We start from the raw sequence: 16,563 nt of genomic DNA on the forward strand, positions 1-16,563 counted from the left end.
CCCCCACCCCGATGCCAACCGCCGAACTGCGCACAGTCAAGGGCAAATACTTGCGAATCATCTTCCATGGCGGAATGATCTTGCTGACGTTCTGCTTGACGGTCTTCGCATTGAGCTCATGCAGCTGCGCCAGAATTTCCGCCACGCCGAAAAAGCCGATCATCGCGGCGATGTAAGAAATCCCCGCCGTCAGTTCCAGGCTGCCGAAAGTGAAGCGCGGCTGCGCCGTCAGCGGATCCAGGCCGACCGAACCAATCAACACACCCAGCGCGCCGGCAAACATGCCCTTGGAGATCGAACCGCCGGACAGGCTGCCTACCAGCAGCAGGCCCCAGGCCGCCAGCAGCAGGTATTCACGAGGCCCGAAGGTCAGCGCGAATTCCGACACCACGGGCGCGGCGATGGCCAGCACCGCGATAGCGATGAAGCCGCCGATCACCGATACCACGGTCGTCAGGCCGATGGCCAGGCCGGCCTCGCCCCGCTTGGCAATCGGATAACCATCCAGCGAAGTGGCGATCTGCGCCGGCCCGCCAGGGATGTTCAGCAGGATGGAGGCGCGCGAGCCGCCATAGACGCCGCCCAGGTAAATCCCGGCAATCAGCACCAGCGCTTCATTCACCGGCCATTTGAAGGTGAAGGAAATCAGGATGGAGACCGCCATGGTGACCGACAGGCCAGGAATGGCGCCAATGTAGATGCCTGCGAACGTACCGATTGCCGCCATCATCAGCAGCTTGGGATCCGTCCAGGCGATCAGGAAATATTGCAATGCATCGTTCATTTCAGATCCCTTGCAACCAGGTGCCCGCTGGCAGGATGACGGAGAACAGGGTTTCAAAGACCAGGTGAATCACACCCAGGAATACTGCCGGAACCAGCAGCGTTATCCACAACCTGCGGCTGCCCAGCAGCAGCATGGTGCAGACCAGGAACAGATAGGAGGACAGCAGGAACCCCAGGCGTTCCATCAACACCATATAGGCCAGCATGGCCAGGCTGACCCAAAGCACGACCGGCGGAAGTACCTTGCGAAAGAACTCGGCTGCGACAGAGCCGGTAAATGCCGGCGATGCCTTGATCGTGCGCCAGACAAAATGCAGGGCGCAGATCACCATCAGAAAGGCTGCCGCCATGGGAAAGGACCCGGCGGACGCCAGGGACTCAAAGCCGGAAATGTCGTAGGCGTGCCAAAGGAGGAAGGCCGCCAGTCCCAATAACAGGATGACGAACACCAGTTCGCCTGCCTGGCGCTGTGCTTGTTGCTTCATCGAATATCTCTCTTTTCCGTGCGCTCAGGCAAGGCGTCCGGCAAGTGTGGCAACACCTGCCGGACATCCTCCTGCCGTGCTTGTCGGAATTCAGGCTGCGGCCATTTCCCCAGGGAAATGGGCCTGCCTGCCACCTGTCATCAAGGCTTGGGAATTCCCAGCGCCTCGGGGCTGGTCTTGGCTGCGCCGACCGAGTCATACAGCCAGGCCGTGGTGGATTGCCACTTGTCGAGGAAATCCTGGGCCTCCTGGCCGCTCAGGTTGAGCACCCGCGTACCGCGGTCTGCGTTGAACTTCAGGTAATCCGGCGATGCGGCCGCCTTGGAAAAAGCCTCCGACAGTTTCGCCTTGATGGCATCCGGCGTTTCCTTGCGGACGAAGACCCCATAGAACGGGCCCCATGGCAGGTGGCGCTCCAGCCCGCTGAGCGCAGCGGCTTGCGTCATCGGCGGAATGTCGCCGAAGGGCTCGGTACGCAATACACCCAGTGCCTTCAGGCGGCCCGCCTTCACATGTTCCAGGACGGCGCCGGAAGCAATGAAGCCGATATCGGCATGGCCGCCCTGCAGCGCGGCAATTGCCGGGCCATCGCCATCAAACGGAACGAGGGTCGTTTCAAAAGGCGTGACGTCGTTGATCATGGCATTGATCGTGAAGGGCACGGTGCCCTGCCCGGCAATGTATTGCTTGATCTTCTTGGGGTTGGCCTTGACGTACTCGAACAGCTCCTGTGTGGTATTGGCCGGTACTTTGGGATTGGCCACCAGCAGGATGGAGTCGTTGATCGACACGATATTGATGGGCGTGAATTCGCCGAAGTCGAAGGGCGCCAGGTTCAAGACACGGAACAGGGCCTGCGGTTCCGCCGCCATGAGAACGGTGTAGCCGTCGGGTTGCTGGCGCAGGACGAAATTTGCACCAACGGCACCCGAACCACCGGTCCGGTTCTGGATGACCAGTTTCTTGCCCAGCTCGTCTTCAGCCAGCGGCGCCAGCGCGCGCATGGCAACGTCCGTCGCGCCACCCGCCCCCCAGGGTACGATCGCCGTAATATCACGGCGCGGATAATCGTCGGCCTGTGCCGGCGCAGCCGCCGCCCCCAGAATACCGGCCAGCACCAGCGCGCCCAAGCAGCGTTTCATGATTGCCATTCCTGTCATCCCCTTTGCGTTTTTGGGTTCGTTGCCGCGCTCTCCCCGGCAAATTCGGAACCTGATTAATATTTGGAACTGGATTCTATTTGAAACAAGATTCACCCAATCAACCATCGGGGATTCCCCTAATTCAGCCAGGTTTCAGATTTCCCGCAAGCAGGAGATAAAGGCAAGCACTCAACAGGCTGTCGGCAGACATTTGGCAGGTATGACAGCCTTGCCAGGGTCTCCCGCAGCATCCGCCAGGCCAGGCGACTTGCATGAAGCCGTCCAGGCCGGCAGTTCCGATGCCTGACTTCTGCCGCCGGGCTTAGCGCTTGGAATCTCGTTCTATTTGACATAGGATGCAGATCCAAGGCCAAGCACGGCAGCGGTACGCGTGCAGGCTGGCTCTCGCCCCAAGCGGCGTGCCAGCCTTGCAAATCGCCCCACCGGATACGTAAGATGCCGCGTCTCCATTGCGAGACAGCCTTATTTGATAGGATCGTTGCAAATGCCCCCCTCCCGCGACCGAGCCTTGCGAGTCGTCGAATTGCTGGCCCATGCTTCAGACGGGCTGCCCATGTCGGAAATTGCGGAACGCCTCGCGATTCCCAAGACCGCCATCCATCGCTTGCTGAGCGATCTGCAGCATATGGGCTATGTCAGCCATACCCATGATGGCCGTTTCTGCCTGACGGTGAAGATTATTTCCGTCGCGCTGGACTATCTGGCTGCGACAGGCCTGACCGACGCCGTGCAGCCGCCACTGGACTATGCCGCCCGGCAAAGCGGCGAGCTGGTGCGCCTGGCCGTCGTCAATCGCGAGCAATTGATCTGGATTGCGAAGGCCCAAGGCGCCGGGCCCGGTTTGCGTTATGAGCCCGGCCCAGGCTGTATCGTGAACCTCGCCGCAACCGCAACAGGCCTGGCCTGGCTGGCCACCCTGCCGGAAGATCAGGCCCTGCGTCTCATCGCGGAACAGGGGCTGGCGCCTGAACCCACCCAAGGCCCGCATGCGCCACGCTCCCTCCAGGCAGTGCTGGCCCAGTTGGAGAAAGTCCGGGCGCAAGGCCACGCTATGATATTCGACTCCAATGAGCAGGGCATGAGCGCCCTGGCCGTGCCTGTATTCAGCCCGGTCAGCCGTCAGGCGCTGGGCGCCTTGTGTATTACCGGCCCGTCTTTCCGTTTCACACAGGAACGCATGCAGGCCTTGCTTCCCGTCGCCCTGGAAACTGCCTCGGCGCTTGGCCGTGCCAGCCGGGAATCACCGCTGCTGACGCGTACCGTGGGATAGGCGTGCGCTGTGCTGCGGCAGCAGGCAGCATGAAAAAGGCCAGCCGGCAGGCTGGCCTTGTCTATGGCGGCAACCGCGAGACGCCGACGCGGCTCACGGCCAGCCCATCTGCGGCCTGCGCTTTGCCGTTTCAGCCCTTGGCGGCACGCGCCTTGGCAATCGCTTCGGCACGCAAGCGGTCGTACTCGTCCTTGGGCACAGGTTTGGCATTCGGTTCGCCCAGTTCATGACTGCGAATCCGGTACGTTTCCCGCGCGGTCCAGGCCGCCATGGCGGCTATCACCGTCACACCAAAGGCGATGGAACCGACGACCAGCGGAATGCTGCGCGACTCCGGCGGCGCCACGATGGTAAACAGCGCGGGCAGCAGCGCGGAAATGGTCGTGCCGGTATTCTGCGCGATAGCCATGGCCGAAACGCGGGTACGGGCCGGGAACAGTTCGGGAAAGTAGCTCGGGAAAATGGCGTTGTAGCCTTGGTAAACCACCCCCCACATCAGCAGCGAGAAAGTGATGGCCAGCGGCACGCTCTTGATGCTGATGGCATAGAGATAGGCGAATGCCAGCAGGCCCGACACCAATGCCCCGACAATAATCGGCGGACGGCGGCCGATACGATCGGAGAGGTTACCCACGAACGGAATGATCAGCACGGCCAGGCAGTTGCCCAGCACAGGAATCCAGAGATAGACATCCTTGGCGAAGCCGATGCCATACGCCGGCTGCACCGCATATGCCGCACCGAAAATCGTGGCGATCACGGGAATGACGTTCATCAGGGCCATGCAGGCAACACGCAGCATATCGCGCCAGTAGTATTTGAACGCGTCCAGAACCGGCGTGCGCAGCGGGGCGCCATCCTTGGCTTCCTCACGGAAAATCGGAGTCTCGTCCACCTTGCGGCGGATGATATAGCCCATGATGATGACAATGAAGCTCAGCAGGAACGGAATGCGCCAGCCCCAGCTGTTGAAGGCATCTTCCGGCATGTAGTGCGCCAGCGGCAGGAACACGGCCGCCGCCAGGATCTGGCCGACCTGCACCCCTTGCAGCGTGAAGCTGGCAAAAAAGCCACGGCGGCCAAACGGCGAGTGCTCCAGAATCATCGAGCTGGCCCCCGAGATTTCACCGGCAACGGCAAAACCCTGCACCAGACGCAGCAAAACCAGCAAGGTTGGCGCCAACAGGCCCGCCTGGTTATATGTCGGGAGCAGGCCCACGGCAATCGTGGAAAAGCCCATCAGGAACATACATGTCAGCAGGACATTCTTGCGGCCTTTCGTGTCTCCCCAATGCCCCAGGACGAAAGCGCCGATAGGACGCGCCACATACCCGACACCATAGGTGGCCAGTGACGCCACAATGGCAACTTTCGGATCGGTGCTGGGAAAGAAAATCTGTGGAAACACCAAGGCTGCCGCCGTGGCGTAAATGAAGAAATCGTAGTATTCGAGTACAGAACCCAACCAGCCGCTTGCCGTCGCGCGACGGGTCTGGATGGCATGTTCCGCATGCCCGGTATCGCTCTTTGTCATATGTGCTCCTCTATTCCACTCTCTTGAGAGCGGAGCTGCTGGCATGCACCAGCGTCAACGCCCATTCTTATGCCAGGCAGGGGGCTGTGTGATGCCTGGCAGAATCCGGAATGAAATTCCTTTTTCCGAATTTTTCCTTATTTTTGGAAATTGGAATCGGATTCTAATTTATGAAGCTTGCAGAAGCCTGAATCCGGGCTTCACAAATTCCACTATCAGTTATGCCGGGAAATCATCACGGCTCATTCAGCCTGTGGATAAAAGTGTGAAGAACATCGGCCCGGACAAGCCTGGAAGTCCGTACAGTACCTCCTTGCGCAGTGGCTTGCCTCCAGGCTTCCCGTCCCGTTCCCAGGTCGGCACATCCTTATGGCGCCAGCGATCTGCCCCGGAAAATCGAAAGCGTCAGACGCGCCACACCCCCCCTCTCGGCAAGAATTCTGGTCTGCCAGGCAGGCGCTGGAAACAGCCATGCAGGATTTCATCCCTACCTGGAAAGCCGCATGAAATATGGATTTATTAGAAAATAACGAAATCCTGTCTCGCACTTTTCCCGCACGAATGGGCAAGATGGCGCCATTCGTACAACATGTCCATCGGCCCCTGCGGCCCGACGCACCGCCTCCCCGGCCTGCTTCCGCCCATGTCCTGCCAGACCCGGCAAAATAGTTTTCCACAGGTTGCTTGCAGAAACTCAGCGATATTTGCAAAATCTGTGGATAACTTTTCTTTCAGCGAAAAAAAACAGCCCCTGGATCAGGGGCTGGCTACTCGAACCGCGATACGAAGATCGCGGCGTTCAGTCGCGTGAACGCTTGAGCGCATAGGCGCCGTCACCCAGCAGCGCCAGCGCCGCCGCAGCGACTGCCAGAAACACCGGATACTCCCAGCCGCCATTCGGGTTGGAGAAGCTCCAGCCGTTACTGAAATGCACGGTTGCCGCCGCCAGCAACTGCACTGCGGCAATCGCAGCCACCCACCGCGGGAAAATACCCAGGATCAAGGCCACGCCACCCAGCAATTCAAATGCCGTGACCGGGTACGCCATCCAGCCCGGAAAACCGACAGACTCGAAGAAACCGGCAGTGCCTGGCAAGGTAAATACCAGCAGTTTGGTCAAACCGTGTGCCAGATACATGATGCCCAGCGCCAAGCGCAGCAGCAACGCGGCATACGGCGCGGTATTCACGGCCACGGCAGTTTGTTGACGATCATTCATGATTGTTTTCCTCTTTACTGTGGACGGGCTTGTGCCGGTACGCCCCAGGCATATGACTCCATTGCCAGCACGCCATACGTTACACCACCATCAAACACTTGCACCGCTTCACTGTCTTCCGTCGCCCCCGCGGCAATCAACAAAGGCAAGAAATGTTCGTCCGTAGGATGGGCGCGCACGGCTTCCGGCGCCAGGCGGCGATAGTCTGCCAGCCGTTGCCAATCCCCTGCCTGGACCGTCTCCCTGACCCAATGGGTGAAGGCCAAAGCATAGGCCTCGGCATCGCCCGTACCGGATGCACCTGCCTCGCGGCTGATCTCGTACAGGTTATGGGTCAGGCTGCCCGAAGCCAGCAACAGCACGCCTTCATCCCGCAACGGCCGCAAGGCGCGGCCCAAGGCCAGTGCCGCATGGGTATCCAGCGGATACGGCAAGGCGACCTGGAACACCGGTACATCGGCATCGGGATACAAATAGCGCAAAGGCACCCAGGCGCCATGATCCAGGCCACGCGTCTCATCCAGGCCGGTTGCAATACCAGCCTGCTGCAACAGTGTTGCCACACGGGCCGCCAATGCCGGCGCCCCCTGGGCAGGATATTGCAAGGTATAAAGCTCTGCCGGGAACCCGCCGAAATCATGGATGGTTTCCTGTTGCGTGGCCGCGCTGATCAAGGCGCCACCCCGCGTCATCCAGTGCGGCGAGATCACTACGATGGCAGACGGGCGGGCCAATGCTACCCCCAACTGGCGCAGTTGCGGGCCAGCCAGCCCCGGCTCCACGGCAAAGGTCGGGGAGCCATGCGAAACGAACAATACAGCTTGCTTGGCAGACATGATTCACTCCTCTATCAGCCCGACTCCGCTGACCATCCCTGGTGGGCGCCAACGCTTCCGGGCGGGTGACAATCACTGGTGATACCACCAGTGCGTCTGTGCTGCCGCATGTGCATGCGTGCCAGCACAGAACCGATGGAGTGAATTGTAGGGATGAACAATCAGGCAATAAATATGCCTTAAAACAATTCAATGTCTCTATTTAAAAGATAATCCCGGGCATGGCCGGCTCAGAGCGCCAGGGTCATCCAGCTGGCGCCCGCGCCATAGCCCGCCAGCTTGTGCTCTACCGGGCTGCCAGGCTGCACCTCGACTGGCGCAAAACCATGGCGCAGCCAATAGGCCCGGGCATGGCCCAGCGAAACCAGCGCTGCGCGCCGCATGCCGGCGACCTGCGCCCATTGCCTGCCAAAGCTCAACAAGCGGCTGGCCACGCCTTGTCCGGCCATGCGGGGTGCCACGGCACAATCGTGCAGGAACCAGGTATCGGCAGGTTGCGGCAAGCCTTGCAGCGGCGCATTGAGCGCAGGCGGCAGGCCTTCGTCCCAGGGATAGGAAATCAGATAACCGCACACGCTGGTATTTCCGGCGCGAGCCACCCAGCAGCTCGTCCCCGCCAATGCCAGACGGTTGGCATAGAAATCCGCATCTTCAAGAATATCGGCATCGTAAACCTGGGCCTGCAAGTCCAGAACGGCATCCAGGTCTTCCAGCCGCATGGTCTCGATATGAACCGGCGTCATGACAACTCCATAAAAAACAAACCCCCATGCCGCCCGAGGCAACATGGGGGAGTCAAGCCCGCCGCGTATCACGCGGCGGAATCTTGTACGGGGATTACTCCTCGGGCGTTTCGGGATTGCTGGCCTGCAGGGACACGTTTTCGAACGGGTTGCCGCTGGGCGGCAGCGGATCGTCCTCGAACGGGTTGGCCAGCGCACGGGCGGCTTCGCGCTCTGCAGCCTCGAAGCTCTCCTTCTCCTTGCGTGCACCGTGGTAAGCCAGACCGGTACCTGCCGGGATCAGGCGGCCCACAATGACGTTTTCCTTCAAGCCGCGCAGGTCGTCGCGCTTGCCCATGATGGCCGCTTCGGTCAGCACCCGGGTGGTTTCCTGGAAGGAAGCCGCCGAGATGAACGAATCGGTCGAGAGCGAAGCCTTGGTAATACCCAACAGCACGTTTTCGTAGGTAGCGGGGCGCAGGCCCTCGGCATCCATGCGATCGTTGGCGTTGAGCAGTTCCGAACGCTCGACCTGTTCGCCAGGAATGAAGTCGGTATCACCGGCATCCACGACATGCACGCGGCGCAGCATCTGGCGCACGATCACTTCAATGTGCTTGTCGTTGATCTTCACGCCTTGCAGACGGTACACGTCCTGGACTTCGTCAACGATGTAGGACGCCAGCGCTTCGATCCCTTGCAGACGCAGGATATCGTGCGGGTCGGCCGGACCGTCAACGATCATTTCACCCTTGTTCACGACCTGGCCGTCGTGCACCAGTACCTGCTTTTCCTTCGGAATCAGGAACTCGTGCGCCACGCCTTCCATGTCGGTGATGACCAGACGTTGCTTGCCCTTGGTGTCCTTGCCGAACGAAACCGTACCCGTGACTTCGGCCAGCAGACCGGCATCCTTGGGCGAACGGGCTTCGAACAGCTCGGCCACGCGCGGCAGACCCCCGGTAATATCGCGGGTCTTCTGCGATTCCTGCGGAATACGCGCCAGCACTTCACCGATGGAAACGTCCTGGCCGTCGCGCACCGTGATCAGCGCGCCCACCGGGAACGAAATGTTCACCAGGTGATCGGTGCCGGGGATGCGGACTTCCTCATTCTGCTCATTGAGCAGCTTGATCTGCGGACGCAGCGCCTGTTTGCCGCCACGCGTCTTGGGCGTAATGACAACCAGCGTGGACAGGCCGGTGACTTCATCGACCTGCTTGGCAACGGTCACGCCTTCTTCGATGTTCTCGAAGCGCACCTTGCCAACGTATTCCGACACGATGGGGCGCGTCAGCGGATCCCACGATGCCAGACGCGTACCGGCCTGGGCAACGTCGCCGTCACCCACCAGCACGGTGGCGCCGTAAGGCACCTTGTGGCGTTCGCGTTCGCGGCCGTTGTCATCCGAGATGACGATTTCACCGGAACGGGAGATCGCCACGCGCTCGCCCTTGACGTTGGTGACATAGCGCATGGAACTGGCGAATGCGACACGGCCGCTCACCTTGGTTTCCACGCCGCTGGCCAGTGCCGCACGCGATGCCGCGCCCCCGATGTGGAAGGTACGCATCGTCAGCTGCGTGCCGGGCTCACCGATGGACTGGGCGGCGATGACGCCGACCGCTTCGCCAACGTTGACCAGCGAACCACGACCCAGGTCGCGGCCATAGCACTTGGCGCACAGGCCGTGACGGGTTTCGCAGGTCAGCGGCGTGCGGACCTTGATCTCGTCCACGCCCACGGCGTCGATCAGTTCGACCGCATCTTCGTCCAGCATGGTGCCGGCCGGGATCACGGTTTCCTGGGTATCCGGATTGACGATGTCAATCGCAGCCACGCGGCCCAGCACACGGTCGCGCAGGGCTTCGATAACCTCACCGCCTTCGACCAACGCGCGCATGACGTAGCCGTGCGAGGTACCGCAATCGTCACCGCGAATCACCAGATCCTGCGTAACGTCCACCAGACGGCGCGTCAGGTAACCCGAGTTTGCCGTCTTCAGTGCCGTATCGGCCAGACCTTTACGCGCCCCGTGAGTGGAGATGAAGTACTGCAGTACGTTCAGGCCTTCGCGGAAGTTGGCGGTAATGGGCGTTTCAATGATGGAGCCGTCAGGCTTAGCCATCAGGCCGCGCATACCGGCCAGCTGGCGGATCTGTGCAGCGGAACCCCGGGCGCCGGAGTCAGCCATCATGTAGATGGAGTTGAACGATTCCTGGCGCACTTCCTTGCCATGACGATCCAGCACCGGCTCGGTAGCCAGCTGCTCCATCATCGCCTTGCCGACCTTATCGCCAGCCTTGCCCCAGATATCCACGACGTTGTTGTAGCGTTCCTGCGCCGTCACCAGACCGGAGGAATACTGCTTGTCGATTTCCTTCACTTCGGCGCTGGCTTCGTCCAGGATCTTGACCTTGACGTCCGGGATCACCATGTCGCCCATGGCGATGGAGATACCAGCGCGCGTGGACAGGCGGAAACCCGACTGCATCAGCTTGTCAGCGAAGATCACCGTGGCGCGCAGGCCGCAGCGGCGGAACGACTGGTTGATCAGGCGCGAGATTTCCTTCTTCTTCAAGGCGCGGTTGAGCGACTCGAAGGGCAGGCCCTTGGGCAGGATCTCGGACAGCAGCGCGCGGCCGACGGTCGTCTGGAAGCGGCGCAGCACCGGCTGGAATTCGCCGTTCTCGTCCTTCACATACTCGTTCAGGCGCACGGTGATGCGGCTGTGCAGCTCGACTTCACCGTTGTCGTAGGCGCGCTGGACTTCGGCGATGTCCGTCATGAACATGCCTTCGCCCTTGCCGTTGATACGCTCGCGGGTCGCGTAGTACAGACCCAGCACGATATCCTGCGACGGCACGATGGACGGCTCGCCGCTGGCGGGGAACAGCACGTTGTTCGAGGCCAGCATCAGGGTGCGCGCTTCCAGCTGGGCTTCCAGCGAAAGCGGCACGTGCACGGCCATCTGGTCACCGTCGAAGTCGGCGTTGAACGCCGCGCAGACCAGCGGGTGCAGCTGGATGGCCTTGCCTTCGATCAGGGTCGGTTCGAATGCCTGAATGCCCAGACGGTGCAGCGTCGGCGCCCGGTTCAGCATCACCGGGTGTTCGCGGATGACCTCTTCGAGGATATCCCACACCACCGGTTCATGGCTTTCGACCATCTTCTTGGCCGCCTTGATGGTGGTCGTGAGACCCATCGCTTCCAGGCGGTTGAAGATGAACGGCTTGAACAGTTCCAGCGCCATCAGTTTGGGCAGACCGCACTGGTGCAGACGCAGCTGCGGGCCCACCACGATGACCGAACGGCCCGAGTAGTCCACGCGCTTGCCCAGCAGGTTCTGACGGAAACGACCGCCCTTGCCCTTGATCATGTCGGCCAGCGACTTCAGCTGGCGCTTGTTGGCGCCCGTCATGGCCTTGCCGCGACGGCCGTTGTCCAGCAACGAATCCACCGCTTCCTGCAGCATGCGCTTTTCGTTGCGCAGGATGATTTCCGGCGCCTTCAGTTCCAGCAGGCGCTTCAGGCGGTTGTTGCGGTTGATGACGCGGCGGTACAGATCGTTCAGATCGGAGGTCGCGAAGCGGCCGCCATCCAGCGGCACCAGCGGACGCAGGTCCGGCGGCAGCACGGGCAGCACTTCCATGATCATCCAGTCAGGCTTGATGCCGGACTTCTGGAAGCCTTCCAGCACCTTCAGGCGCTTGGAAATCTTCTTGATCTTGGCGTCGGACGAAGTGGCCTTCAACTCGCCGCGCAGCGTTTCCACTTCGCGGTCGATGTCGATGGAGCGCAGCAGTTCGCGCACGGCTTCCGCGCCCATCAGGGCACGGAAGTCGTCACCGTATTCCTCGGTCTTGGCGAGGTAATCGTCGTCCGACATGATCTGGCCGCGCTTGAGCGGCGTCATGCCGGGTTCGATCACGCACCAGGCTTCGAAGTACAGCACGCGCTCGATGTCGCGCAGCGTCATGTCGAGCACCATGCCCAGACGGGACGGCAGGCTCTTCAGGAACCAGATGTGCGCGACCGGGCTGGCCAGCTCGATGTGGCCCATGCGCTCGCGGCGCACCTTGGCCACGGTGACTTCAACACCGCACTTCTCGCAAATGACGCCACGATGCTTCAGGCGCTTGTACTTGCCGCACAAGCACTCGTAGTCCTTGACCGGGCCAAAGATCTTGGCGCAGAACAGGCCGTCGCGCTCGGGCTTGAACGTGCGGTAGTTGATGGTTTCGGGCTTGCGCACCTCGCCGAAGGACCAGGAACGGATCTTTTCGGGCGACGCCAGGCCGACCTTGATCGCGTCGAACTGATCATCCTGCGAAACCTGTTTGAAAAGGTCGAGTAGCGCTTTCATTAGTTACGCTCCAAATCCATGTCGATGGCCAGGGAACGAATTTCCTTGACCAGCACGTTGAACGACTCGGGCATGCCGGCGTCGATGGTGTGATCGCCCTTGACGATGTTCTCATAGACCTTGGTACGGCCATTGATATCGTCGGACTTCACCGTCAGCATTTCCTGCAGGGTGTAGGAGGCGCCGTAGGCTTCCAGCGCCCACACTTCCATCTCCCCGAAACGCTGGCCACCGAATTGCGCCTTACCACCCAGCGGCTGCTGGGTCACCAGCGAGTACGGGCCGGTCGAACGTGCGTGCATCTTGTCATCGACCAAGTGGTGCAGCTTCAGATAGTGCATGTAGCCGACGGTGACGGGGCGCTCGAACGGTTCGCCGGTGCGGCCGTCGATCAGCCACGCTTGCGTGCGGCTATCGGTCAGGCGCAGCTTCTCGGCGATGTCATCCGGGTAGGCCAGACGCAGCATCTGCTCGATGTCTTCCTCGCTGGCGCCGTCGAACACCGGCGTTGCCAGGGGCACGCCGTTCTTCAGGTTGTACGCCATCGTGATGATTTCATCATCCGTCAGGGTATCCAGCGCGGCCGGCGTGCCGGAACCGTTGTACACCTTGTCGAAGAAGGCACGCAGCTTGGCGACTTCGATCTTGCGCTCATCGGCCAGCATTTCGGCGACACGATGGCCCAGACCCTTGGCAGCCCAGCCCAGGTGAACTTCCAGCACCTGACCGACGTTCATCCGCGAAGGCACGCCCAGCGGGTTCAGCACGATGTCGGCCGGCGTACCGTCAGCCATGTGGGGCATGTCTTCCACCGGCAGGATGCGTGACACCACACCCTTGTTACCGTGGCGGCCTGCCATCTTGTCGCCAGGCTGCAGGCGGCGCTTGACGGCCAGGTACACCTTGACCATCTTCAGCACGCCCGGAGGCAGCTCATCGCCTTGCGTCAGCTTCTTGCGCTTCTCTTCGAAGGCCAGATCGAACTGGTGGCGTTTCTGCTCCAGCGATTCCTTGGCCTGCTCCAGCACCAGCGCGTGTTGCTCGTCGGCCAGGCGGATGTCGAACCACTGCCAGCGGTCGGTCAGGTCAGCCAGGTATTCCTTGCTCAGCACGGAACCCTTGGCCAGCTTGCGCGGGCCGCCATTGACGGTCTTGCCGACCAGCAGCTTCTCGATACGATCGAAGGTATCGTTCTCGACGATACGCAGCTGGTCGTTCAGGTCCTGGCGATAGCGGCGCAGTTCATCGTCGATGATGGACTGGGCGCGCTTGTCGCGCACGATGCCTTCACGCGTGAACACCTGCACGTCGATGACGGTGCCGACCATGCCCGAGGGCACGCGCAGCGAGGTGTCCTTCACATCGGAAGCCTTCTCGCCGAAAATCGCGCGCAGCAGCTTTTCTTCCGGCGTCAGCTGGGTTTCGCCCTTGGGCGTCACCTTGCCGACCAGCACGTCATCAGCACGCACTTCCGCGCCGATGTGCACGATGCCGGAATCATCCAGGCGGTTCAGCTGCACTTCAGGCAGGTTGCTGATATCGCGCGTGATTTCTTCAGCACCCAGCTTGGTATCGCGCGCCACGACCGTCAGTTCCTCGATGTGCACCGAGGTATAGCGGTCATTGGCAACAACGTTCTCGGAGATCAGGATCGAATCCTCGAAGTTGTAGCCGTTCCAGGGCATGAACGCGATCAGCATGTTCTGGCCCAGCGCCAGTTCGCCCAGATCGGTCGAAGCGCCATCAGCCAGCACGTCGCCACGAGCCACCAGATCACCACGACGCACGATGGGGCGCTGGTTGATATTGGTGTTCTGGTTGGAACGCGTGTACTTGATCAGGTTGTAGATATCGACGCCGACTTCGCCAGCGACGTTTTCTTCGTCGTTGACACGGATCACCACGCGCTCGGCATCGACGTAATCGACGATACCGCCACGGCGGGCCTGCACGGTCGTACCCGAGTCAACAGCCACGGTGCGCTCGATGCCGGTACCGACCAGAGGCTTCTCCGGACGCAGGCAGGGCACGGCCTGGCGTTGCATGTTGGCGCCCATCAGTGCTCGGTTGGCGTCATCGTGCTCCAGGAACGGAATCAGCGAAGCCGCCACGGACACGATCTGCGACGGCGCAACGTCCATGTAATGCACGTTGGCACCGGACGTCATCATGGTTTCGCCATCTTCACGGCAGGCAACCAGATCGTCCATGAAACGGTTTTCTTCATCCAGGCGCGCGTTGGCCTGGGCGATGACGTAGCGGTTTTCCTCGATGGCCGACAGGTAGTCGATCTTGTCGGTGACGCGGCCGTCCTCAACCTTGCGATACGGCGTCTCCAGGAAGCCATATTCGTTCAGGCGGGCGTACAGAGCCATCGAGTTGATCAGGCCGATGTTCGGGCCTTCAGGCGTTTCGATGGGGCACACGCGGCCGTAGTGGGTCGGGTGCACGTCGCGCACTTCGAAGCCGGCGCGCTCGCGGGTCAGACCGCCCGGGCCCAGTGCGGACACACGACGCTTGTGCGTGATTTCCGACAGCGGGTTGGTCTGGTCCATGAACTGCGACAGCTGGCTGGAACCGAAGAACTCCTTGATGGCCGCAGAAATCGGCTTGGAGTTGATCAGGTCGTGCGGCATCAGGTTTTCGGTCTCGGCCTGGCCCAGACGTTCCTTGACGGCGCGCTCGACACGCACCAGGCCGGCACGGAACTGGTTCTCGGCCAGTTCGCCCACACAGCGCACGCGACGATTGCCCAAGTGGTCGATATCGTCGATCTGGCCGCGGCCGTTACGCAACTCGACCAGCAGCTTGATGGTTTCAACGATATCTTCGTTGGTCAGCGTGGTCGGGCCTTCCAGCACGTTTTCGCGGTTCAGGCGGCTGTTGACCTTCATCCGGCCCACGCGCGACAGGTCATACGACTCTTCGCTGTAGAACAGACGGTTGAACAGGGCCTCGACAGCTTCTTCCGTGGGCGGCTCGCCAGGACGCATCATGCGGTAGATCGCGACGCGGGCAGCATTCTGGTCTGCCGTATCGTCGGTACGCAGCGTCATCGAGATGTAGGGGCCGCGGTCCAGATCGTTGGTGTACAGCGTCTGGATGGACGGCACGCCAGCGCTGCGCAGGTTTTCCAGCAGGCTCTCGGTGATTTCGTCGTTGGCGTTGGCCAGCACTTCGCCGGTATCCGGGTCAACGATGTTCTTGGCCAGCACACGGCCCACGAGGAAGTCCTCGGGCACGGAAATCCACTCGATACCCGCCTTGGCGATATCGCGCAGATGCTTGGCATTGATACGCTTGTCCTTCTCGACAAGCACCGTACCTTCGCGGTCGGTGATGTCAAAGCGCGCCACTTCACCCTTCCAGCGTTCCGGCACGAACTCCATCATGCCGCCTTCGCTCTTCAGGTCGAAGTGGTCGAAATCGAAGAAGTAGGCCAGAATGGATTCCGGCGTCATGCCAATGGCCTTCAGCAGGATCGACACCGGCATCTTGCGACGGCGGTCAACGCGGAAGAACAACAGATCCTTGGGGTCGAACTCGAAGTCCAGCCAAGAGCCGCGGTAGGGAATCACGCGAGCAGAGAACAACAGCTTGCCGGAGCTATGGGTCTTGCCGCGATCGTGCTCGAAGAACACGCCGGGCGAACGGTGCAGCTGCGACACGATGACGCGCTCAGTACCGTTGATGACGAACGAACCGGTGTCGGTCATGAGCGGAATTTCGCCCATATAGACTTCCTGTTCCTTCACTTCCTTGACTGTCGGTTTGCTCACTTCACGGTCGAGCAGCACCAGGCGGACTTTGGCGCGCAGCGGCGACGCATAGGTCAGACCACGTTGCTGGCATTCCTTTACGTCGAAGACCGGTTCGCCGAGCGTGTAGCTGACGAATTCCAGACGAGCCATCTGATTATGGCTGACGATCGGGAAAATAGAAGAAAAAGCGGCTTGCAGGCCTTCATCCTTGCGCTCGGATGAGGACACTTCCGCCTGCAAAAACGTCCGGAAGGACTGCAGCTGCGTTGCCAGCAGGTACGGCACGTTCTGAACGTCTTCCCGCTTGGCAAAATTTTTGCGGATGCGCTTTTTTTCGGTAAACGAGTAAGGCATGAGCACTCCGACTCGAGGTTGCATGGACCGTCAAACCACGGCCCCAGGTACGACTCCAGGAAATCCG

11 protein-coding genes are annotated in these 16,563 nt (G+C 61.0%); 2 read left to right on the plus strand and 9 right to left on the minus strand.

The features are described from left to right. From ACNA1V_RS12810 to ACNA1V_RS12820, 3 genes are all read right to left on the minus strand, one after another. The coding region (locus ACNA1V_RS12810) for a tripartite tricarboxylate transporter permease (protein ID WP_415834004.1) at window positions 1-784 on the minus strand (784 nt) is incomplete at its 3' end. 1 nt (window position 785) lies between these two features. Beyond that, window positions 786-1,271, minus strand: coding sequence for a tripartite tricarboxylate transporter TctB family protein (locus ACNA1V_RS12815; protein ID WP_415834005.1), 486 nt, complete (start codon window positions 1,269-1,271; stop codon window positions 786-788). Between the two features lie 140 nt (window positions 1,272-1,411). Next, complete coding sequence (locus ACNA1V_RS12820) at window positions 1,412-2,413, minus strand: tripartite tricarboxylate transporter substrate binding protein (RefSeq protein WP_415834006.1); 1,002 nt, start codon at window positions 2,411-2,413, stop codon at window positions 1,412-1,414. On the opposite strand from ACNA1V_RS12820, the gene ACNA1V_RS12825 reads away from it, so the two are divergent. Together ACNA1V_RS12825 and ACNA1V_RS12830 are read left to right on the plus strand one after the other, a co-directional pair. Next, window positions 2,412-2,720: a hypothetical protein gene (locus tag ACNA1V_RS12825; protein WP_415834007.1), complete on the plus strand. Its 309-nt coding sequence runs from the start codon at window positions 2,412-2,414 to the stop codon at window positions 2,718-2,720. The genes ACNA1V_RS12820 and ACNA1V_RS12825 overlap by 2 nt on opposite strands. 198 nt (window positions 2,721-2,918) lie before the next feature. Further along, window positions 2,919-3,704 (plus strand): IclR family transcriptional regulator, encoded by a 786-nt coding sequence (locus ACNA1V_RS12830; RefSeq protein WP_415834008.1) that lies wholly within the window; start codon window positions 2,919-2,921, stop codon window positions 3,702-3,704. A gap of 130 nt (window positions 3,705-3,834) precedes the next feature. On the opposite strand, the gene ACNA1V_RS12835 is transcribed toward ACNA1V_RS12830, so the two are convergent. The 6 genes from ACNA1V_RS12835 to rpoB form a co-directional block, all read right to left on the minus strand. Beyond that, on the minus strand, window positions 3,835-5,238 hold the full coding sequence (locus tag ACNA1V_RS12835; RefSeq protein ID WP_415834009.1) for an MFS transporter: 1,404 nt from the start codon (window positions 5,236-5,238) through the stop codon (window positions 3,835-3,837). 799 nt (window positions 5,239-6,037) lie between these two features. Beyond that, on the minus strand, window positions 6,038-6,457 hold the full coding sequence (locus ACNA1V_RS12840) for a DoxX family protein (RefSeq protein WP_415834010.1): 420 nt from the start codon (window positions 6,455-6,457) through the stop codon (window positions 6,038-6,040). 14 nt (window positions 6,458-6,471) lie between these two features. Beyond that, window positions 6,472-7,293, minus strand: a complete 822-nt coding sequence (locus ACNA1V_RS12845; protein WP_415834011.1) for a dioxygenase family protein — start codon at window positions 7,291-7,293, stop codon at window positions 6,472-6,474. Between the two features lie 230 nt (window positions 7,294-7,523). Further along, entirely contained in the window at window positions 7,524-8,036 is a 513-nt protein-coding gene (locus ACNA1V_RS12850; protein ID WP_415834012.1) for a GNAT family N-acetyltransferase, read from the minus strand. A 94-nt stretch (window positions 8,037-8,130) separates the two neighbouring features. Continuing rightward, window positions 8,131-12,381, minus strand: coding sequence for a DNA-directed RNA polymerase subunit beta' (rpoC, locus tag ACNA1V_RS12855; RefSeq protein ID WP_415834013.1), 4,251 nt, complete (start codon window positions 12,379-12,381; stop codon window positions 8,131-8,133). Next, window positions 12,381-16,496 (minus strand): DNA-directed RNA polymerase subunit beta, encoded by a 4,116-nt coding sequence (gene rpoB / locus ACNA1V_RS12860; RefSeq protein WP_415834014.1) that lies wholly within the window; start codon window positions 16,494-16,496, stop codon window positions 12,381-12,383. Before rpoB ends, rpoC begins: the two co-directional genes overlap by 1 nt. Window positions 16,497-16,563: the final 67 nt, after the last annotated feature.

The sequence above is a fragment of the Kerstersia similis genome (assembly GCF_965139615.1).
GTDB classification, from domain to species: Bacteria; Pseudomonadota; Gammaproteobacteria; order Burkholderiales; family Burkholderiaceae_B; genus Kerstersia; species Kerstersia similis.